15 protein-coding genes are annotated in these 22,724 nt (G+C 44.6%); 3 read left to right on the forward strand and 12 right to left on the reverse strand.

The features are described from left to right. Window positions 1–17: 17 nt before the first annotated feature. The 8 genes from CS562_RS27990 to CS562_RS28025 all read right to left on the reverse strand — a co-directional run bounded on the left by CS562_RS27990 (window position 18) and on the right by CS562_RS28025 (window position 13,709). On the reverse strand, window positions 18–1,640 hold the full coding sequence (locus CS562_RS27990; protein ID WP_099858858.1) for a response regulator transcription factor: 1,623 nt from the start codon (window positions 1,638–1,640) through the stop codon (window positions 18–20). Beyond that, window positions 1,640–3,307 (reverse strand): sensor histidine kinase, encoded by a 1,668-nt coding sequence (locus CS562_RS27995; RefSeq protein ID WP_257219628.1) that lies wholly within the window; start codon window positions 3,305–3,307, stop codon window positions 1,640–1,642. Before CS562_RS27995 ends, CS562_RS27990 begins: the two co-directional genes overlap by 1 nt. Before the next feature lie 166 nt (window positions 3,308–3,473). Further along, the gene (locus CS562_RS28000; RefSeq protein ID WP_099858860.1) at window positions 3,474–5,060 is read right to left on the reverse strand and encodes an extracellular solute-binding protein; all 1,587 of its coding nucleotides are present in this window, start codon (window positions 5,058–5,060) and stop codon (window positions 3,474–3,476) included. A gap of 65 nt (window positions 5,061–5,125) precedes the next feature. Continuing rightward, a complete protein-coding gene (locus CS562_RS28005; protein WP_076291360.1) occupies window positions 5,126–5,995 on the reverse strand; it encodes a carbohydrate ABC transporter permease in 870 nt (289 codons plus the stop codon). Between the two features lie 13 nt (window positions 5,996–6,008). After that, window positions 6,009–6,956 (reverse strand): ABC transporter permease, encoded by a 948-nt coding sequence (locus CS562_RS28010; protein WP_053781115.1) that lies wholly within the window; start codon window positions 6,954–6,956, stop codon window positions 6,009–6,011. Between the two features lie 406 nt (window positions 6,957–7,362). After that, window positions 7,363–11,823 (reverse strand): carbohydrate binding domain-containing protein, encoded by a 4,461-nt coding sequence (locus CS562_RS28015; protein WP_099858861.1) that lies wholly within the window; start codon window positions 11,821–11,823, stop codon window positions 7,363–7,365. A gap of 41 nt (window positions 11,824–11,864) precedes the next feature. Then, window positions 11,865–12,743, reverse strand: coding sequence for a carbohydrate ABC transporter permease (locus tag CS562_RS28020; RefSeq protein WP_090899062.1), 879 nt, complete (start codon window positions 12,741–12,743; stop codon window positions 11,865–11,867). A gap of 15 nt (window positions 12,744–12,758) precedes the next feature. Beyond that, the gene (locus tag CS562_RS28025) at window positions 12,759–13,709 is read right to left on the reverse strand and encodes an ABC transporter permease (protein ID WP_373561768.1); all 951 of its coding nucleotides are present in this window, start codon (window positions 13,707–13,709) and stop codon (window positions 12,759–12,761) included. Between the two features lie 145 nt (window positions 13,710–13,854). Between CS562_RS28025 and CS562_RS28030 the strand changes: the two genes are divergently transcribed. Together CS562_RS28030 and CS562_RS28035 are read left to right on the forward strand one after the other, a co-directional pair. Further along, entirely contained in the window at window positions 13,855–15,564 is a 1,710-nt protein-coding gene (locus tag CS562_RS28030; RefSeq protein WP_099858863.1) for a sensor histidine kinase, read from the forward strand. 9 nt (window positions 15,565–15,573) lie between these two features. Beyond that, window positions 15,574–17,214 carry a response regulator gene (locus CS562_RS28035; protein ID WP_099858864.1) on the forward strand — a complete coding sequence of 547 codons (1,641 nt, stop codon included), beginning with the start codon at window positions 15,574–15,576 and terminating at the stop codon, window positions 17,212–17,214. 91 nt (window positions 17,215–17,305) lie between these two features. Here the strand turns inward: CS562_RS28035 and CS562_RS28040 are convergent, their stop codons facing one another. The 3 genes from CS562_RS28040 to CS562_RS28050 form a co-directional block, all read right to left on the reverse strand. Further along, window positions 17,306–18,994 (reverse strand): extracellular solute-binding protein, encoded by a 1,689-nt coding sequence (locus CS562_RS28040; protein WP_099858865.1) that lies wholly within the window; start codon window positions 18,992–18,994, stop codon window positions 17,306–17,308. A gap of 253 nt (window positions 18,995–19,247) precedes the next feature. Next, on the reverse strand, window positions 19,248–19,961 hold the full coding sequence (gene bglS, locus CS562_RS28045) for a beta-glucanase (RefSeq protein WP_099858866.1): 714 nt from the start codon (window positions 19,959–19,961) through the stop codon (window positions 19,248–19,250). 555 nt (window positions 19,962–20,516) lie between these two features. After that, entirely contained in the window at window positions 20,517–21,347 is an 831-nt protein-coding gene (locus tag CS562_RS28050; RefSeq protein ID WP_099858867.1) for an SDR family oxidoreductase, read from the reverse strand. Window positions 21,348–21,444: 97 nt separating this feature from the next. Here CS562_RS28050 and CS562_RS28055 point away from each other — a divergent pair, with 97 nt between their 5' ends. Then, window positions 21,445–21,858: a MerR family transcriptional regulator gene (locus CS562_RS28055; RefSeq protein WP_099858868.1), complete on the forward strand. Its 414-nt coding sequence runs from the start codon at window positions 21,445–21,447 to the stop codon at window positions 21,856–21,858. Between the two features lie 98 nt (window positions 21,859–21,956). Here CS562_RS28055 and CS562_RS28060 read toward each other — a convergent pair whose 3' ends face one another. Next, a complete protein-coding gene (locus CS562_RS28060) occupies window positions 21,957–22,712 on the reverse strand; it encodes a class I SAM-dependent methyltransferase (protein ID WP_099858869.1) in 756 nt (251 codons plus the stop codon). Between the last annotated feature and the right edge of the window lie 12 nt (window positions 22,713–22,724).

The following is a 22,724-nucleotide window of genomic DNA, read 5'->3' on the forward strand; positions in this document are numbered from 1 at the left end:
ATACATTTTTTGTATCCTTATTTGGATTCGTACCGTGTCATTTTTATCCGATATTGCTTAGGTGTATCACCCGTATATTCTTTGAACAGTTTGCAAAAGTAACCTTCATTGACGATGCCTACTTCCTCACACAATTCCAATAAAGAATAATCCCGGACGTTTAACAACTCAAGAGCGAGATGGATTTTTTTACGGTTGATGTAGCTGATCACGCCTTCGCTCATTGTTTTTTTGAATAAGCTGCTAAAATACGATGGCGCTAGATTCACTTCCTCCGCAATTGCCTCCAACGTTAAGCGTTGTTTCAGGTTTTTCTCGATAAAATGCATAGCACTCATGATTTCTGCACGATGTAATAGTTGGCCCGCGTGTACGTATTCGAATGTGAAGTCACCAATATAAGCGAGCTGCTCCTGAAAAGCCATAAATTCCATGGGGAAGTCTGGGACTTCCGTGGCCATCTTGTTCCCTGATTTAAACTTTACGGTAATGTCTCTGTACAAGTCTCTAATCATTGGCGCCATGATGGACTTGTGGATTTTATGGTCCGAAACAAATTGTGACAGATCGGCAAGTGCATTCTCCAGCTCTTCCTTGGAAATCTTCCTTTTCAGCCGTATAAGAAAATCAGCCAGCTTCTGCTGAAACTCTGCTTTTTTGTCATTATGGTATTGGAACCGATGCATCGGTGTTTTTACGACTTTCTCGGTATGATAATAGAAATCCTCACTCACATTTTTAGCTTCCGTGTACGCCTGTTTGATCGATTCCCAGCCTCGGTGTGGACCACCAAAAGCGACAGATACTCTTTGATTCAAATATTGATGCAAATGAGAGACAATCTGCCCTCCCAAGGAAAGGCAAGCATATTCCGTTTCCATATCACTGCGGCTATTTTCCCAGGATAGAAAGCCAATAAAACAATTATCGGACAGATCCGCAGCTACCCCACTACCACCATTCATTACCGTCTCTTCGATGATATTTGTAATCGCATATTTCAAGATGTTTTGATCTGCGGCAGCGTATTCGTTTCGGAAACTTTCATACGTATTCATCTCAACGATGAAGCAGCAATAGTTCGCTTGAAAGAAATGAAACTGCATGCGATTAGCAAAATCCGATGCCCGATGAGAAGGAATTTCGCCTCTGATCAGTTCGTTGAAAAATTGCTTGCGCACTCTATATTTATTTTCAAGCACGGATACATTTAATGATTGAAATTCCGCTTCTTTTTTCTTAAACTCATTTAAAATTCCGGCTGCTTTATCCAAAGCTCGATTCAAATCGGCTTCCCTCAATGGAACCTTTACAATGTACTCCAATACGTTGGCTTGAATAGCTCGCTGGGCGTATTCAAAGGATGAATAGGCGGTCAAAAGTATGTATTGGGTATGGGGGAGCTCCGCCTTGAGCTGCTCAATCATGGAGATTCCGTCCATTCGCGGCATAACGATATCGGATATGACGATGTCCGGCTTAAGTTTTATGATCTCCTCGATCCCATTCTGCCCATTATTCGCTTTGCCCACTAGAACAAATCGCTTATCCCTATGAGAGAGTTCATAAAAAAACAATTCCAATCTTTGAATGATCAGGTCTTCATCGTCAACAATGAAGCAGGTATAGTCTCTCACCATTATGCATCTCCTTTTTGCAATTCTGCCGGGAATACAGCGCGTACACGGGTTATTTCCTTAGGTATGCTAATGATTTGCAGTCCGAATTGATCTCCGTAGTGAAGTCTTATTCGGCCATGAATATTATTTAGCCCGATTCTTTTCCTTTTTAGTTCCATTTCACTCGGTTCTGAGGTTAAAATATGCTTTATTTTATCAGCTGGAATTCCCTCGCCTTGATCAACAACTTCTATGATGACGATACCGTCCTCCCTGTACGCATGAATCGTAATAGGCCCCTCAATTCCTCCTCCGTTATAACCATGGAAGATGCTATTCTCCACAAGAGGCTGCAGCAGCATTCGAAAAACAGGAAAATCCATTAACCCTGCTTCGATATTTTCAATCAAGTGGAAGTTTCGGTTATACCGAATGTTCTGGATCTCAATATAGTCCGCTACATTACGTAGTTCCTGACTTAAGGAAACCTTCTCTGAAGCATCGTCTATCCCGTATTCCAATAATGAAATAAGCGATCCGATGACTACATCTACTTTCTCTATTTGTCCGAGACGTATAACGTTGCTGATCGAACCAAGTGTGTTATACAGAAAATGAGGGTTAATTTGAGACTGTAGCACCTGGATTTCCAACTTCCGCTCAAGTTCATTATGAAGTTCCGCTCGCCGAATCAGTTCCACAATTTGCTGCAGCATACGATCGAATGCTCGTGAAAGATCTCCAAACTCATCGTTTCGATTAACCGTAATTGTCGTTGTGAGTAAGCCTTGCTCCACTTGCTTCATTTTTGTTTTGAGTGTATAGAGTGGTTTCCTTATATATTTGGCAACCAAGAAAGAAATGATCAAACTTAAGAGAAGACCTGCAGCTAGAAGCTCAATATAATAGGTTTCCAATCTGGACAAAGCTGCTTTCAAGCGTGATTCATCATTGATTGAGATGATAGTCCAGTTGAATTTCTCCGTCGGTTTTTTTAGAAGGGAGACCGGAATGCCATCCATGGTATGCAGTTGAAGACTTGTTTCTGTCGTATCCAGAATTTGTTCCGCTGACGTTTCCCCGATTGAAAACGTATGATCTTGAATATTCAGTAGTCCTTTATTTTCAGAAAATCCGGCAATGATTTTACCTGACGCTGTGATCAGAGCCAGATTCATTTGTTCTTGTTTATTAATCTTGAACAAGGTTTCTTCAATGGCATTTAGATCCAAGTCAACCGCAATGGCCATTGGAAACGGAGCACCGTTCAGATATCGAACCATCGTAACGGTCCAGCCAGAATACTTCGATTTGTATGGTTCACTAACAAAGGTAGTCCTTCTGTTCTTATCAGCCGCATCAAACAAAGGTTCTCTTTCAGATAGAGGTTCATCGAATATTCGAGTAGCTGTACTTCCGCCTAGAATGGATAAATCGCTTTTGATCAAATAAATATTACTGACGTAACTACTATTGAGTTCATACAGTTCTCTTAATTGCTTTTTAATCACTTCCGCATTGTCAATATTGGCTTTCACTGATGTTTCGACTGAGAAGAGAATCGTCTGGAAGGAAGAAAAATTAACAGTGAAGTACTGGTCTACCTTGTCAAGGATTTGGTTGGTGTAAAAAATGTCATTGGTTCTTATTTCCTTTTGGACATAGCGATAAGACAATTGGCTTATCAAGATGATGCACCCTAACACAAACGCAAACACGAGAAAAAATAATTTTAAAGGCAAGCTGATTCTTCTTGGCATCCATCATCTTCCTTTTAATTCTATAGTAAACTAAGAATAGCATATGCTAATAAAGAGAGGGGCTACGAATAGCCACTCTCTTCGTTTATTCATTTTACTTGATAAGGCCAGCCTCTTTAAATTGTTTGATTGCTGTTTCCTTATATTTCTGCATGTCAAACTTGGTATCCAACGTTTGGAGGAAATTGTCCCAGTTGGAAAGAGGCTCTTTGCCTGTCATAAATTTAACTAAACTTTCATTAATGAAACGTGTGCGGTCAGCATCCAAGGTATCGCTTGGGTCTGGGGTCAATAAATTCCCGGGCAACGTTGGCCCCACATATTGCTGATTGTCCTTGAAAGCCTCCGCCGTCTTCGGATTCTGGAAGCTGAAGTACTCCGCATCATCACCACGACGTGGCATTCTATAATGATCGACCCACAGGTACTTCTCTTTCATTTCCTTCGATAACTCGGAGGTTTTATTTTTGATCTTGCCGTCCACCACATCCCAATGAATACCTTTAATTCCGTATGCAAAGTTCGGATAAGCTTCTTCGTCTGTAAAGAGATAATTCAGCATGGACAAGATCCGAATGATTTTGTCCTTATCCGCTTTCGCGGAAATGGCCCATGAATTGCCTTGAAATGATTTTCTCTCTACAATTTGATCACCATAAGGACCTTTCATCGGAGGAATGACGATCCATTCCGGCACCTCGCCACTAATTTCTTTCATTTTCTGTTGATAATCCGGCTCCAGTCTGCGAGCATCTCTGATCATGAAGCCAACTTTACCCTTAAACATCTTTTGGTCCAACAAATCAGGCGAATTCATCGTCACCCAGTCTGGGTCAACCACCTTGGCGGCCATCATTTTATTAATATAAGCAAGCGCTTCTTTCATTTTAGGATCGATAAACAGAAATACCGGTTCATTATCTTTTATCTCAACGGCCGAAGGAGGATTGACACCAAACATCCACATCAAGCTATCGAAGCCGTAGGTTTGCAGATTACCTTCTTTATTCATACCGCCGATGAATCCGTACGTATCATTTTTACCATTCCCGTCCGGATCTTTTTCTGTAAAGGCTTTCATAACTTCGAACAACTCATCCGGTGTCGTTGGTACCTCCATATTCAGCTTTTTCAGCCAATCATTGCGGATGAAGAAGCTTCGACTAATACCGTTAACATTATCATAGCCTGGAACTCCAATCGTTTTTCCTTGATAGGACATTGCATCCCATGAGTCGTTGCCAAACCGTTTCTTTAATTCAGGGAATTGATCCAGATACGGTGTCAAATCCGCAAGAACGCCTTGGTCGTAATATTGCGCGAGATCAGCCCGACTCTTCAAGAAGATCAAATCTGGAATATCTCCGCCTGCAATGAGTGTATTCAGTTTGGTTGTTGCTTGCCCAGCTTGAGGAATCATCATATCCAAGTCGATGTTCATCTCTTTTTCCAACATTTGACGTTGAACATCTTCATCACGTGGAGGTACCGGAGCAGCAGCGTTGAAAGTGCCTTGGTTAAACATTGAGATTTTCATTTTGGTTGCAAACTGGCCAGACTGGCCTTGCGAATTACTCGAAGCTGTCGATGTAACTTCTTCATTTCCCCCACATCCTGACAGTAGCGTACCCAATCCTAAGATTGCCGACAGAATAGCAAATGAAATCTTCTTACGCTGCATATTGACCTCTCCTTTGATTGTATATTATCACGGTTTCACCGTAATAAGTTAGGTTGGAACACCTTTTAACCTTTAACGGATCCCAAGAGCACACCTTTGGTAAAATGTTTTTGTAAAAATGGGTAAACGATTAAAATCGGAACCGTAGTCACAACAACGGTAGCCATCTGCACAGCGAACGTACTTACAGCTCCGGAATTGGCGAGCGACTCAGCGCTTTGTGTTGCAACGTTGAGCAGGATGTTGCGCAAGACTACTTGAAGCGGCATGAAGTTGGAATCATTGATATAAACAATAGCATCAAAATAACTGTTCCAATGCCCCACTGCGTAAAATAAAGAAATGGTGGAAATGACGGGCAAAGACAGTGGTAAAATGATCCGCCATAACGATTGAAGTTCACTTGCACCGTCAACCCTCGCTGATTCCTCGATTTCACCAGGCAATTGCTCGAAAAAGCCTTTGATGATCACCAGGTTAAATGCACTAATGAGATTTGGAATAATCAATACCCACGGACTGTTTAGCAACCCCAGAGAGCGAATTAGTAGATAAGTCGGAATTAACCCTCCACTAAACATCATGGTAAACACAATGAATAGTAAAAACGGGCTGCGTCCCGGCAAATATTTTTTGGATAACGGATAAGCTGCTAAGACCGTAAAAAGCACATTCAGCATCGTACCTACAATCGTTCGAAACAACGTAATTTTATACGCCTGCCAGATCCCATGAGAGATAAATACTTCTTTATAGGCCAGAAAGGTAAAAGATTCTGGTATAATAACAATCCCTCTTCTTAACACTTCCGATTCTGGCGTCACGGAGACAGCAATCACATACAGAAAGGGTAGTAAGCAAAGTAGCGATAAAAAAATAAGAATCACATAAACGACGGATTGCCAAACTTTTTCCCCGATTGTCAAATTGATCATATTAAAAACCACCTCACCAAATTTGCCCATCGAATTTTTTGGCGAGCTTATTTGCTGCCAAAACTAAACCAAATCCAATGACAGCTTTAAACAATCCTACAGCAGTAGCCAAGCCGATTTTAAGACGCTCCAACCCTTCACGGTATACCCATGTGTCGATAATGTCGATCTTCTCCTGGTTAAAGGTGTTGGCAAACATGAATATCTGGTCAAAGCCAGCATCCAGAATATGGCTTAATTTAAGGATCAGCATCAGAATAATGACTCCTCGAATGCCGGGTAACGTGATATGCCAGAGCTGTCTCCATTTGGAAGCGCCATCCATTCGAGCCGCTTCATATAAGCTTGGATCAATACCTGCTAATGCGGCGAGGTACAAAATCGCTCCCCATCCAATGTCCTTCCATATTTCAGATGCGATGACCAGCAGTCTTCCCCAAGCAGGCTCCGTTAGAAATGAAATGGGCTGAAAACCACTTTCCTTCAAAATCATATTAAAAAGACCATCGCCTGGGGCTAATAATGCTACCATCAATCCATACACAATGACCCAAGACAGAAAGTGGGGTAAATAAGTAATGGTTTGTACGATTTTCTTAAACCATTGGGTATGAACTTCATTGAGCAGTAAAGCAAGTAAGATGGGAGCGGAGAAACCGAACAATAGCTTATACAGCGATATAACAATCGTATTTTTCATGATGTCCCAGAAATAAACGCCGTTCATAAAATCCGTAAAATTTTTGAATCCCACCCATGGGCTATCCCATACTCCCAAAGCCAGGTTGTAGTTTTTAAAAGCAATCAATATTCCCGCCATAGGAATGTATTTGAATACGGCAAAGTAAATTAAGGCTGGTAATAAGAGAGCATACATCACTTTATATTTTTGGATCGTCCTTATCCATGACTTCCGCTTTTTGGAGAGGGGAATGGCGTCCGCTGCCAATTTCACTTGCATATCATCACCTCGTCTTTGTTTGTATTTGTATATTAGCACCCCCCTATCGGATAAATTTCTGAAATTTCAAGAATTTCTTATAAGATTTTATGTATGTAGGCCGTACTAGCCTAATAAACAAGCAATGAGACTAAACTGAACAATCGATGCGTACCGGAACTTATACCGACAAAATCATAAATGGATCTTCATATTCTTTTATACTCAGCTTATCTTCCCAAAATACAAACAAGCACTGTTCATCCCCAATGGATAAACGTGCTTGTTTGCTAAAAATCTCATTGTTATGATAGTGAAGATGTTAAATGGATCTCTTTCATGCACTTGATGGAGGGCTATATTATTTTCCCATGACTTGCAATGCATTCTTTAGTGTAACAAACTCATGAATGAAAATTATGCCATTTTATTGGGTTGGCCCCATATGGTTGAGGCTCACATCCGATAACATAATCGCTGTATTCCCGTCTTCGACACCACTAATGTTGCCCATATCAAACACGATGCGGCTGTTCGCATAGCTCGGCTCGTTAGTATCAAATATGAAGGTATACTCCCGCTCCGTGGTAGATAAGTCCACTTGTTCACCAAAAAATCCGTGCCATGCATATCCTGCGGGAACGTCAACCCAACCGATGCCTAGGCCCATTTTGCGCGGTTTATCCGCTTTGGCTTTGAACGTCAGTTTGTATTTATATCCCTGTTGCATGGCAAAACCTTCATTAATAACCTGTCGATCCCACGGATTAGTTCCCGCCTGACCGATTTGAGCTTGCAGCTTCTGATTCGCAACATGGAATGCCATTTCTTCGCTATTCCCGTCAGAATGCTTAAACCATCCTTCGCTGCCTTTTGCAAAGTCGCCGTTCGGAATCAGATTGACATGTTCCGGCTGTCCCCCTTGATCCGCACCAGGATTCACTTCGTACAACATTACATTCTGAATGGATACGTTATGCTCTCCTGCCGAAGCGGTGCCGAGACCAAAGTTTAACAAGGCAGCTGACCCCCCTTGTTCCCCCATTCTAAACGTATATACATATGATTGTTTGGTTTCTGTCAGGTTTACCGTTTCATCCATATACTTTGTGTCTTCGCCGTTCCCCTGTGACACTACCACTTGCATGGATTTTGCAGTGGTTGCTGATGCCTCAAAGCTTAAACGATACGTTTTTCTTCCCTCCAGCAAAAGTTTCTCCTGCTGCAATAACACTTCCCACCAGTTCTCATTTGTTCCCGGCAAAGTGATGCTAATACCTCGATCTACTCCATGGGATACCACGAGATCAGCGGGGATCAATTCCCAACCACTTTGATCTGAAGTCAGCTCCCCGTTCTGAAGTATGTTTTGCGAGACGTCCAGCCAGCGTGTATTATATTCATTCCCTTCAAAATTAACGTAATACACTGCCCCGGCTTTCAGGGAAACCGCTGGGAAATATATGGTTTTATAGGTCTGCCAACCACCTGTATCTCCAAGCACCAGCTGTGAGGTGGCCACCGTTGTACCTTGCTCATCCTTGACACTGAATCGAACTTTTGAATCGGCTTTGGCACTCGCCATCCGTGTGGAGAAAACGTACACCCCATCGTTCGCCCCGTCCATTTTGAATTGCAGCAGATCACCTTCGTCCATGTAGCTGACATGTTTGCCGCCTTCATCGGAGTTTTCGAGTTGCAGGCCTTGCATGAGCCATGCTTCTGTTGCAGGAATATGTGCATAGTTCTGGATCGATACAGGCTTTCCCCGTTTCGTCAGACGAACGTTATCGACGTAGACCTTTCCTGCTGAACTGCCAAATAATAACTTCAGTTCAGACGTTGCTGCAGCGGGTCCCTCTCCGATCACAATCTCACCCGAATAATTCTTCATTTCTTGACCAATCTGAATCGATTGTCCTTGATGTATCTGTACGTCATGACCCTCAGCGGTAGACAACTCCACATCCATCGTGCGAGATACATCGGCCTTGGCATCAAAAGAGAATCCGTAGTTTGTGCCACCTTCCAGTTTCATATCAGGCTGAACGACAGCAACTTGATCTTGCTCCCCATTCGTTTGTTTCACATCAACCACGAGCTGTCGCTCCATGATTGGGAACTTCAGGAAATTGTTGACGAAAATCTGAGCTTCAGCATCAGGTTGAATCTGCTTGGACCAGAAGCCAAATCGCTCCTTGCCTTGATCAAACGTACCGTTATAAACATAATTGCCATCCGGCAATGCTTTCCGCTCCACAGGGATCGGATCAGCCTCTCCCATCTCCGTCAGTCTGACATTAGACAACAGGACTGTCCCTTCATCCAGGCCCAGATTGAATTCGAATCGAGCATTATTGTCTGCGCCATCCCGCATATTAAATGTGTATTCGAATGGCTGCCATTCAGTGGTCAATGAGAAGGTTTTTTCACCGGAGTAATTCGTCCAGCTTTTCTCAAATTGTGTTACTTTGGAGCGAAGATCACGGTTAGCGGATGCTTTGGCATCGAACTCTACTTTATACCTTTTATTTTTCTTCATATAGATCGGCATTTGCGTCAATTGTACGGAATAACTCTCGGTTCCCGCCTGGGAGATGGTCACTTTCGCAGCCTTGCCCTGCTGTTCATCGTCAACGATTTCAACTGCCCCAGCTCCGCCTTCATTCGTAATAAACTTCCATTCATTGGGCACCCCGGTTGCATCGGAGCCTTCAGTGAAGCGTTCATTATAGATTTCGTTGCCGTCTGCTTGTGGAGCACGTTGCCGTTCAGGCTCAATTGGAGTTGAAGTCACGTCCGGCCATTCGTTTATTTTTTTATAAGAGTACACCCGAACAAAATCAACATTCATCTTCTCGGAGACAAATTCATTCTCAGGTGATCCCGGCCAATCTCCGCCCACCGCGAGATTTAGGATCAAATAGAACGGTCTGTCGAAGGGTGCAGGGAAGGTATAGCTCTCCGGCTGACCTGCTGCAGTCGTCTGCCAATGATTCACCTGATGATGAAGCTTGCCATCCACATAGAAACGAATCATGCCAGGCAGCCATTCCACCTGAAAATCATGGTAATCATCTGCAAAGGACTCGCCAGCGGGAAGAGTAAACTTGCCTTGATCATGCCCGTGCGAGCCGTCAGACTTGACGGCATCATAGTGGATGGTGCTGTACACTTCATGGTCTTTATTTTTGCCACCGATCAGTTCCATAATATCGATCTCACCGGAAGCCGGCCATCCGCCATAATGTGCTTCATCCGTAGGCATCATCCAGATGGCTGGCCACATGCCCTGCTGCACCAGCAGCTTTGCCCGAACGACAACTTTACCGTAGGTCCAGTCCCCTTTTCCCATCGTTATCAGTTTGCCTGAGGTAAACGACTTGCCGCTTTTTTGCTCCCGTTTGGCCTCAATTTGCAGTACATTCCGATCTCCGTCCTTCACGATGCGTGTATTGTCAGGGCTGTAATATTGCAATTCATTGTTATAGACAAGTCCGGTATCCTGAACCGTCCACTTGGATGCATCGATAGCTGAACTGCTAAATTCGTCATTCCAGATCATTTCCCAATCCTTGTTCGGGATCATCGTTGCCGGAATAGGCTTCTCTCCCACAGGATTACCAGGAACAGAAGGGCTCTGTCCACCCGGATTCGAAGGCGTGGAACCATTTGAACCGTTCCCGTTTCCAGGTGTAGGAGGTCTCGATGCTGCTGGCTGCTCATTACCCAGCGTCATATTAACACTGTGCTGGCCTGTTGTGACCTCTTTCCCGTTAACAAGCACGTTTTCCGCTTCCACATTGAGCAGTTTGATTTTTCCTTTTGCATCAATCCGGGTATGCCGAGCTTTGCTCTTCACGCTTAATGCAGCAATGACGCTCTCGTCAGACAATTCAACCATCGCTTTGCGCAGAATAATCAATTCTTCAATCAGGCTGTTACCCGTAATATTCACATGTACCGGTCCCGAAGCGTTGTCCACTACCACTCGTTTCAGTTGGGTATTACGAATGTTAATGGAATGGCTTCCTCCACCTTTAATGATGACACTTCCCGTAACCGTCACCCCATCAAGCGTCACTGTACCTTCGCCAATCCCTTCGGCCAGCAATAGATTGCCGCCAACGGTCATGTTTTGGAGGGTGACATCAGCTGATCGAACGACCAGGTTGCCATCAACGCTGGACTCATACGTACCCGGGCTGCTTTTCACATCCTTAATCATATTGGATACCAGTGTTGCTGCCTCTGCTCTCGTAATGTCGGCAGTCGGAGCCAATTGTTTATTGTATCCGTTTACAATTTTCTCCTGAATGAAATAACTGAACGCTTTTTTGGCGTAGTCTGCCACCTGTTTCGCATCTGTAAAACGAGTCAGCACGTGCTCATCTTCCTGGCCTGTTGATAGTTGGAACGCTCGATCAGCCATAACTGCGGCATCCTGTCTGGTGACGGGTTGATTGGGTGACAGCTGTCCAGCAACAGTGCCCAGTATGATCCCTGCGCTATTCGCTCTAACCAGTGCTTCATTATACCAATCGTTTTCATTCAGGTCGGAAAAAGATACAGACGCTGATTCTTGCCCGCGAGCAAAGCCCATTATCCGGTCCAGCATCACAACAAACTCAGCGCGGCTGATGCGTTCATTCGGCTTGAATGTGCCGTCCGTATAACCTTGAATCACAGCAAGCTCCTGCATCTGTGTCACGGCTTGTTCTGCCCAGTGGGCCGTCATGTCCCGATAGGGTGTGGAATGCAGGCTGTTCGCCTGCACCTGCTCCATTCCCTGCGCTTGCTTGGTTGCGCTGTCTGCTCCGGCCATTGCCGGATATATTAGTGAAACCATCATGCTTCCTGCCAAGAGACAAGCCAATCCTTTTTTCACCCGTATTCCTCCCCTTATGTGTTGTTACTTGCACGGCCATGCTATTCTTTCACTGCCCCGATAACGATCCCTTTAACGAAAAAGCGTTGTAAAAATGGATACACCAGCAAAATAGGCAAAGCCCCTATAAAGATTTGCGCTGCGCGGACCGTACGCTGAGAGACGTTCTCCAACATGGACGGATCTACGTTGATTTTACTAAGATCCTGCTGCACGATAATGGTCTGCAGTAAGGAAGCCAGTGGATAATTTTTTACGTCCGACATATAGATCATACCGTCAAACCAGGAATTCCACTGACCTACCATAGTGAAAAGGGACAGCGTAGCAATGGCCGGAAGAGACAGCGGCACGTACACCAGCGCCAGGGTTTTGATATGACCCGCTCCATCCAGATAGGCTGCTTCCTCCAGTTCCTTGGGCAGACCGCGGAAGAAATTCATCATGAGAATAACATTCCATACGGACAGTGCTCCCGGCAGAATCAGTGCCCAGATCGTATCCATAAGTCCCAGCTTCTGAATCAGAATGTAACTGGGGATCAGTCCCCCACTAAACAAAATGGTAAAAACGAAAAACCATGTGTAGATCGAACGGCCCTTGAAGCTGATATCTTCCTTCGAGAGCGGAAATGCCGTAAGCAGCATAATGACCATGCCAATGATGGTCGCAATCACCGTTCGTTTCACCGAGACCAGCAAGGAGTTAATAAAATTGGAATTGCCAAATGTCTTCACATAAGCGTCAGTGGTGAATCCAATCGGCCAGAAGCTAACGAGATTGGATGAGGCTGGCGCCATGCTGCTGAACGAGACGGCCAAAATATGAATAATGGGCAATATGCAGAGCAACGATAATACGCCGAGAAAGATATAATTGAATATGCTGAATAATCGGTAGCCTTTTGTTTTGTAATACAAGCCCTTTTCTCCTCTCTAGAACACGCGATAGTTAGCCAGTTTGTAAGCGAGTCGATACGAAATAACGATCAGAATTGTCGCCACCACCGATTTGAACAATCCTACAGCTGTAGCAAAGCTCATCTTGCCGTTCAGGATACCGAGTCGATATACGAACGTATCAATGATGTCGCCTTTGTCATACACAAGCGGATTGTACAGGTTGAACACCTGATCGAATCCCGCATTCAGAATATTTCCGATGGAAAGGGTCATCAGTACGATCGTGATCGGCATCAACGCAGGAAACGTAATATGCAGTGTCTGCTTGAACCGGTTCGCTCCATCCACCTCAGCCGCTTCGTACAATGCCGGGTTGATGCCTGAGAGAGAAGCCAAAAATACAATTGTGCCAAAACCAAATTCCTTCCATACATCGCTTATAATCAGTGTTATACGAAACCACGTTCCATCTCCCAGGAAAAATATAGGTTCTCCACCTAAGGCAACAACTAGTTTGTTCACCATGCCTCCTTGCGGAGAAAGAATATCCAGCAATATCCCGCCGAGGATAACCCATGAGAGAAAGTGCGGCAGATAAACGAGTGTTTGACTGACCCTTTTGAAAGAGACCAGACGAACTTCGTTTAACAGAACGGCGAACAAGAACGGAGCGACTAACCCGGCAATAATTTTGAAAAATGCAATTACCAGCGTGTTCCAGATCACTTGCCCCACATCCGGATACAGGAACAAATATTTAAAATTATCCCAACCTACCCATTTGGATTCGGTAAATCCCAGATAAGGTTTGAAATCCTGAAAAGCAATGACAATGCCTCCCATTGGTATGTACTGAAAAATGATTGCCAGCAAAACCGCCGGAACAAGCATCAAATGCAAGGACCAGTTTCGTTGCATATTCCAGCGCTGTTTTACCTTGATGGCCCGCCGTTTGCGCGGCGTCTCTAACGTATGTTCCTTCACCCCAACATCCCCCATGTTATCAATTTTGTATTTTACAAGTGCGCGTGAACTTGTATATTAAAATTATAGCAACGCCCATTTGCGATCTATATCCTAATATTGCAACAACGATAACAATATTTTAATAAGTTGAGGAGGTTGAGCGTTGTTCGCCCGTTTGAATGTCTTTACCAAAATCACATTGCTGTTTGTCATGTTGCTCATCCTGGTGTTATTCCTCTACACTTACTCCAACAGAGAAAGTGTGCGTGTGATTGAGCGCGAAATCCAGAATAATACGATGAACCACCTATCCACTTTTGCCGATTCTGTAGAATCCAATATTTACCAACTATCTCTATATGGCATATCCATTGGACAGGATTCCAGCATTCAGGAGTACCAGCGGCCGGACTATAAAGAGATCCCTTATGAACGTGTCAAGGTAGGCAGTGCCATTCTGGAAAAGATGAATCTGTACAATGCGGCAAGCAAATGGCATTCGACAATTACGCTGTATTTTCCACGTCTGCAAAAAGTCATCTCGACGGATTATTATGCCTACACCCCCTACAAGGAGGATGAATTCAAAGAGCCGCTCTCGAAGTCCTGGACTTATACTCAAAACCAGTTTGAGTGGTACACAACGGACCCAACGACAGCGAGCATCAAGCCGGACAAAGCCAGATTAATTACCAAGATCAGCTTTCCTGTGCGGCATTTAACGGCGATGCTGGATCAGAACAAGTTAAATAACAATGGCGACCCCTTCATGTTTCATTCGGAGCTCGGTCTGATCAGCAACAGCAGCGGCAATGATACCTTGAGCTTGATACATAACAAACTTCAGCAGATGGATTTGCAGAGCAGAGGTGGCTTCACCACGAACCTGGATCAGACCGAATATTATGTCTCTTATATTCAATCCGGCAGTCTGGGATGGTATTATGTCGATTATGTTCCGATGCAGCAGATTTTGAGACCGATTACGAGCAGCCGCAATCTCTTTTATGCTTCCATCACTGTACTAATTGTCATGAGCATCATTGTGTTATATGTCTTGTACCGGAGTGTTCAACTCCCGCTGCTTCAGCTTGTAAAAGGAACGAATCGTTTGTCGACCGGAGACTTCACCGTTCGTTTGCATCATTCGTCACGGAATGAATTCAGCTTGCTGTTTGCACGATTTAACATCATGGCCCAGCGTATTCAGGAGTTAATTGAGAATGTGTATGAGGAACAACTGAGAAGACGCGAAGCCACGCTGAAGCAATTACAATCGCAGATTAACCCGCACTTTCTCTATAATTGCCTCTTCTATATCAAGAATATGGCGAGGATGAAAAATGAAAAAGCCGTGGTCGCCATGGCACTGAATCTGGGGGAGTATTATCGATACATAACGAGATCGGAGAACCATCTGGCCACGATTAAGGAAGAACTGACGATGGTCAAGAACTATCTGGAGATTCAGTCATTGAGACTGGAACGAATGCATTTTACAATCGATGTGCCCGATAACATTTTGAGCAAAACCGTACCAAGACTCACTCTCCAGCCTATTGTTGAGAACGCTATTATTCATGGGATTGAGCCTCGATCCGAAGACGGGCATATTACCATTTATGCGGATTACAAGGACGAAAGGTACACCATTACCGTGGAAGACAGCGGACTTGGCATGACAGATGATCAGCTGGATCAATTAAAGAGCAACCTGCTGAAACCATTGGATGAAAATATGGGTTGCGGTACCTGGAATGTGCATCAGCGTTTGTACTTTTTGTATGGTGACGGTGCCGGACTACAGTATGAACATTCACCCAGTGGCGGAGTGAGAGCAAGCATCACATGGCACGACAATATCAATGAGTAGGTGACACATATGTTACAGATTTTATTAGTTGACGATGAAAAATCGGTTGTGGAAACATTAGCGGAAACGATTCCATGGGAAAGCTGCGGAATCAGCATGGTTCACGAAGCCTTATCTGGCGCGGTCGCGCTTGAAATAATGGAAAATCACGATATTGATATCGTCATGACAGACATTCGTATGCCGGAGATGTCCGGTATTGCACTGATCACCACCATTCACGAGCGTTGGCCTCATGTGCAGACCATTCTTCTGTCGGGATACGCCGATTTTGAATATGCCAAACAGGCGATGGCGCAGGAAAGCTTCGATTATCTGCTCAAGCCTGTCAGTGATGAAGACCTGATGGAGACCGTACAGCGTCTCGTGGACCGTATCAAGCAAAAATGGGAAACCGCCGCATCCTACCAACGTGCCCTGCATGCTTTTCAGGACAATCTGCCACTATTGCAATCGACGATGCTTCACGAACTGCTCACGGGGAAAACCTATTCTCCGCAAGCCTTGTCGGACAAGCTTGAATTGCTGGAGCTGCCCTATTCGGTCGGGCAGGAACTGGGCATGATGGTGATCCGCATGGAGGAGCATTTGTCCGAGATGGGACAGTATGATCTGTCTCTAATGGAATACGCGATATGCAATATCATCAGCGAAGTCATGCAGCATCATTTTCATATCTGGCACACAAGGGATGTCCACGATTATCTTGTCGTCCTGGCTAGTGTGAAACATGACGCTCCGATGGGACTGACCAGGGATGAGAAACCGCAAGCACTGCTGGAGCACTATGCTACCCAGATTCAAACCAATGTACAGCTCTACTTAAAAGGAGCCATCTCCATCTCAGTCTCCCATTGGGGCAAGTTCCCATATGACATCGGAGAAATCTATGAGGGGGCGGTAAGCTCCATGCGCAAGCGGATGGGTCAGGCACGAGGACTGTTCGTGACAGCTTCGGATGATCCGGATGTGCATCCGCTACCAGCAATCCGTTCGCTCTACAAACCGCCTACGCTGATTAGTTTGCTGGAAGCCGGACGTTTCGATGATGTGGAGCAGAAAATCGAGGCAATTTTCGAAGAACTGCTGCATTCAGGAGAACAGCATGATATCGCGGAAACGACCGTTGAAGTGTATCACGCCCTGGCCGGTGCATTTGCGTACATTATTCACAAGAACGGAAAACAGATCTCGTCCGTCCTCCCTGCCGAAACGTATCGATACTTTCAGGCACCGAGTTATGCCACTACACAGCAGCTCAAAGACTGGTCAATTCGGGCGATTCATTCAATCAGTGAGGACGCAGAACAAGAGCTGAAGGATAATCACAGTACGATTGTGCGCAGTGTCAAAAGCTTTGTAGACCTTCACCTTGCTGATGACGTATCCTTGCCCGCTATAGCAGACCATGTTCACCTTCACCCGGTGTATCTGTCCAAGGTGTATAAGGCAGAGACCGGAGAAGCCCTTACAGCCTATGTATATCGATTACGAATGGAAAAGGCGGCATACTACTTGCGTTCATCCAATGCAAAGGTATTTGAGGTTGCCGAGCTTGTCGGGTATAACAATACCGCTTATTTCATTCGGGTTTTTAAAAAATTCTATGACGTCACACCGCAAGAATACAGAGAGAATCTACCCGTTTGAGACAAGGAAAGAGCGGAGTGTTGCTGGTTGCTGACATAGATAACACAGACAAAAGGCATTGCCGGAATATTCTCCAGCAATGCCTTTAACTTTATTTACCGCTCGTTACGGATTGATACCATTCATTAACTTCCTGCGTTATCTGATCCCCGCCGGAAGATTTCCACTTCTCTACAAAACCGTCAAATGCGTCTATTGAAGCTTTACCATAAACAATCTGCGAGAACATATCCTTCTCCATCTTGGACAGAATATCGTTGTTCATCTGCATCGTCATGGTTGGAGCGCCTGTGAACATCTGGTTATAGACGATATCTTTTTGATCCAGTACAATTTTGGCTGCTGCGAGCATAGGCTCTGGCACGCCGGATTGAATTTTTTTCTCGAAAGGTGTGGTTGCTTCTTCCCCGCTTGCCAGCTTGGCCAGTGTGGTCATGCTGAGGTTCGGAATCCGTGCACCGTCAAATGTCAACGTGTATTTCTCAGGCGCGTAACCTTCGGTCACACTGGCATCTGTTGAAGGTTTGCCGTCGACCATAGCCCAGTCATATCCTTCAGCGAAACCGTGTTCGAATTCATCACCTTCTTTAGGATTCGCGTAGTGATCAAACAGATAGTTCTGATAGGTAAAGAACGTTTCCGGGTTCTTCATATCCTTGTTAATCAGGATCACACCATTACCATTGGATGTTCCATGTCTGCCTGCTTTCCCATCTGGTCCAGCCGGAATAGGGTAGGCTTTGTATTCAGCTTCCGGATTATTTTTCTTCACATCCTCCAGCGGCCAGGATGGCATCCAGTGAGGTCCAACAACAATTCCTGCTTTGCCTGCCGTAAACTCTTCCGCAGCTTTGGTCTCGTCGTAAACGCCGGCTTCTTCAGGGATGTAACCTTTGCTCATCCAATTCTGCAATGTGGCCAAAGCCTGTTTTGCACCCGGTGTCACAGAGCCGTATTCGAGCTTGCCATCAGCATTCAGGTTCCATTGGTTCGGCATCGTTCCATATGCACCGAAAATCCAGCCTGCATCTGACATCCAGGTGTTCAGCCAGTTTTTGAATCCTATCGTCAGACCATACGTATCTTTTTTGCCGTTTCCATCTGGATCCTGATTTGTAAACGTTTCCATGATTACTTCAAGATCAGTTAATGTTTCCGGTGCTTTCAGATTAAATTTTTTCATCCAGTCTTCACGAATCCACATCACCGGATCACCATTATAGGCATAGTCCAGAATGGGAATACCGATTCGTTTGCCATCTTGCATATACGGATACCATACGGAAGGATCTTCCTTAACGGCTGCTTTCCAGGTATCACTCGCATATTGATCAAACAATTCGCCAGCATCAACAAACTTGCCCGTTTCGATCAATTCACGCACCAGATTAAATTCCCCGCGATACGAGATAATGTCCGGCATCTCTGCATTGGAAGCAAGCGACAGGCGAAGCTTGGTTTCGAAAGCATTATTGGTCGACGGTGAAACCCACTGATTTTTCAATTCAATGCCGAGCTTGTCTTTGGCCCATTTCGTGTGAATGTTATTATCCTGATCTTCACCCGATTTGAACTTTACATCCGGACCCCATGGGCGCAAATACGTGATGCTGACGGGCGGATCATATTTACCATCCTTCATCTCCAGTGCAGCACTTGGTGTACTTGGAGAAGCTTCCTTATCCTGTCCACTTGTGCTGCATCCGCTGAGTACGGCCGAGAGCGCGAACATTCCGGCGAGAGCGAAACTGACTATTTTTCGTTTTTTGCCTGTTTCCAACTTATGTTTCCCCCTGTCTATGTAATGATGTTGTCTACAGAATCCATCATAATGAATGATCCAGGTGGATGCCCATACTAATATTACAACATTTATTGCATTAATTTAGGATATTGGAAAATGGATATGAATGTTGCATTAGTGCAATGGTCCTTATGAAATGTCTAAAATAACATGCAAAAAAAGAGGACAGCGGCTTACACTCCTGTCCTCTTATCCTCTTCGTTTTTCGCTATCATGCAAATAAATCACTCTAATTACTTGTATATTTCACCCAGTCATATTCAGCATACAGCGGATTAGTTCCGTTGTAAGGGCCCAGCCAGCTGTCCACGCCTGTTCCATTCCACAGATTCATCATAATTTTACCAGGCGTCGTTGGAATGTTCGTTGTGGCCGTATGTTTCAGAACGCCATCCACGTACCACTTGATATGGCCTGGTTGCCAATCAAACGCATAAGTGTGGAAGCCCTGAGATGCATCAAATCCCAAGTTAACGATCTTATCATGATTGCCGACACCATTGGTGTAATAATTGAACTGTACCTTGGTTGTGTCTTTTCCCAAGAATTCAATATCAATCTCATCCCATTGCGTTCCGTGAGCAGGTCCGGTATACGTGAAGAAAGAAGAGACAATGCCTGTGTTTTTGGCAGGTTTCATACTTACCTCATACAGACCATATCCTTGAGAATTGGTTGATCGATATTCACCACAATCAAATTTGTTATTGGACGGGCTGGTCAAACTCAGTCTCAGCTTACCATCACTCGTAAAGTTTGCATTGTTCGCTCGCCAGGTGCAATTAAACATTGAACCGTTGGAATAACCATCAGCCTTTTGCCAGGTGCTCGGGTTGTGGTACGTTAGAGGCTCCCAAAATACAAACCCTGCGAAAGCGCTTACCGAGAGAAATAATGAAACCACTCCCGAAATCGTAAACATCCACCATGTCTTTCTTTTCATCATACACCTCCATTCAAATTCACCCAGCTAATATAAAACGCTTACATGGGTGTTGTTTCCATTTTATACATTCCACCTGAAGTGAACTATAGCAAACTTTAAAGAATGCATATTCATTTTTAAAGATATGTTAGTTTCGTCCGTATAAGGTGGAACACCTTAGAACGCGATTCGGGACGAACCTCTCGATACACGCTACGCCAAAGCCAGTTGCTTTTATTTGCAAAGCAGATCTGGAGCAGAAAACACTTACACAGCAGAACCATCTACTACTACAACTATTGATGGTAAATATCAGTTAACAACCAATATTCAATACGCAGAAAAGTATCCAAGAAGTTATTTAACTATCATTACACCCGATGGTCAATTGGATAATGAACGTCCAACATACTTTTATGTGCACGGCGGTGCTTTATAGCGGGAGATTCAATTATAGTTTAGATTAATGTTGAAAGAATTTTATAACCAAAAAATCGTTGCCTACTTTGTATTAGGCAACGATTTTTTGTTGTGTATAAATTGATAGCAAACGTTTGATTCATTCCAGTTAGACTATTTCGTGAAATAATGCCCTTGTTCCAGATCTGCGAGAAGTCCACGCTGGACAGGCTTCCAGCCGAGAAGTTCTTTCGTCCCTTCACTTGATCTGGCTAAGTCAAGCGACGCGACCATGCCTAGAAAACCGAAGATGGCTTGCGCTTCTTCAGGCGGGATGCTGACTACCGGCACACCCACATGACGACCAATGGCTTCGGCAATGTCTCTAAATGCAATGCCTTCATCCTGCACGCCATCCAGTCGCGAGCCTGCAGGCGCAGATTCTACAGCGAGGCGGAACAAAACTGCCGCGTCCAAGCGATGAATCGCTGGCCAACGATTAGAGCCGTCTCCAATGTAAGCAGAAGAGCCTCTTTCCTCAGCGATCCGGATTAATTGCGGCACGAAGCCTTTATCTCCTTCTCCATGAACGGAAGGTGCAAGCGAGACGATCGATGCTCTCACGCCTTGTTCTATAAACGCAAGTGCCGCATCCTCCGATGGTTTGCCATTCGCATGGGCTGTAATAACAAGTGGTTTACCGGAGCCGGCAAGCGCCTCTCCCATTGCTTCGATGGCGCTAAGATCAGCTGCCAGTGATGCGGCAAAATTAGAGAAATCATGATTGAATGCCAGATGAATAACACCGTCTGAAGTGGCAGCACAGCTGCGCAGTATATCCAGATCCTCTAACACACCACGAGCCACCTCAGCTCCCAAGCTTTCTAATACGTGAGCACCACTCTCCGAACGGGTCAGCCCAACGACCTGATGGCCCGCACCGATGAGTTCGCGGACAACGGCTGTACCAATATAACCTGCTGCACCAGTAACAAATATACGCATAATATTTTAGCGCCTCCTTAAGCATTTGACGAAGATATAACTTCAGTCTAAACTATGAAGTGAACTCTAAGGCAAGCGTTTGGAGGTATGATCTCATATGAAAATTCAAGAATTAGCAGACTTGATGGGTTTAACCCCCCACACCATTCGATTTTATGAGAAGGAAGGTTTGCTTGATGGCAGGCATATTCAGCGAGAGAAGAATAATTACCGCAACTATTTAGACGAAGCAATTGAGCGGTTAAGGCTGATTAAGAAGTTTCAAGGCATTGGCTGCTCGTTGGCTGAACTAAAGACGATTTTGCAGGATCACGATACGAACGAACGCACCAACCAAGAAGTAATCGAATGGATTCTTCAAAAGATCAATGAGATCGAGCGCAAGAAGGAAGAGTACGATCATATGCTTCTAACGCTGAATTGGATGCTGACATACAGGAAGCTGCTGAATGAAGATCCACAACAAGCTGAGGCTATGATGGCCGAATTACGACTTAAAATCAACATCTAGGTTTACAGTCTGCAGTCGTGACAAGGCTCTATGGACGTAAATTTCACAAAAATACCCAGCTATAGCTTGAGGATATAGCTGGGTATCATTTTGGTGATCTATACTTCTCCCCAAAAAATCTCAGTTTCATAATCGAATTCAACAAAACCATCTTGATTATTTTTATCAAATAAATTCCGCAGTTCTGTCATCATTGGATCGTAATTTGCATGCCCGGGTACAGGGCTGTATGAAGATGATAGCAACCGGCCTTTCAAACCCTCGAAATCGAACTCCTGACTCACTCTGAATTGCATTTCATGCATTGAACCTTCCTTGAAAAAAGAGAGCAGCATCTTCTGAGAAATATTTTTATGATTAACTTTTTCGTAGTCGGTTCCGTATGTATGAAGCAGTTGATTGTAATCTTCACGAAACGGAGTACCGTAAGTAAGACGAGAATTCCAGATGAGTATTACTCTCCCACCTGGCCGCAGAATTCTGCGAAACTCGATATGGGCTGCGGAGCGATCGAACCAGTGAAATGCCTGAGCGCAGACAATAAAATCAACCGACTGATCAGGTAATCCAGTAGATTCCGCAGAACCTGATGTACTCTGAAATTTCGGATTACTTTCTAACATTTGCTCGGCGGCTTCCCGCATTGCCTGATTTGGCTCGACTGCGATTACATCGCTTCCGCGTTCCAGTAGTAGCCTTGAGATGATCCCAGTGCCTGAACCAATGTCTGCTATATTACTGTTCGCACGTAAACCGACGACGTCGTACAAATGGTCAATAGCCTCTTTTGGATAGCTCGGGCGGTATTTTAAATACGAATCGACCCGGGTCGTAAACCGTTCTCTATTGTTCATCGATCGTCACGC

This window comes from Paenibacillus sp. LK1 (assembly GCF_002750415.1).
GTDB lineage: Bacteria > Bacillota > Bacilli > Paenibacillales > Paenibacillaceae > Paenibacillus > Paenibacillus taichungensis.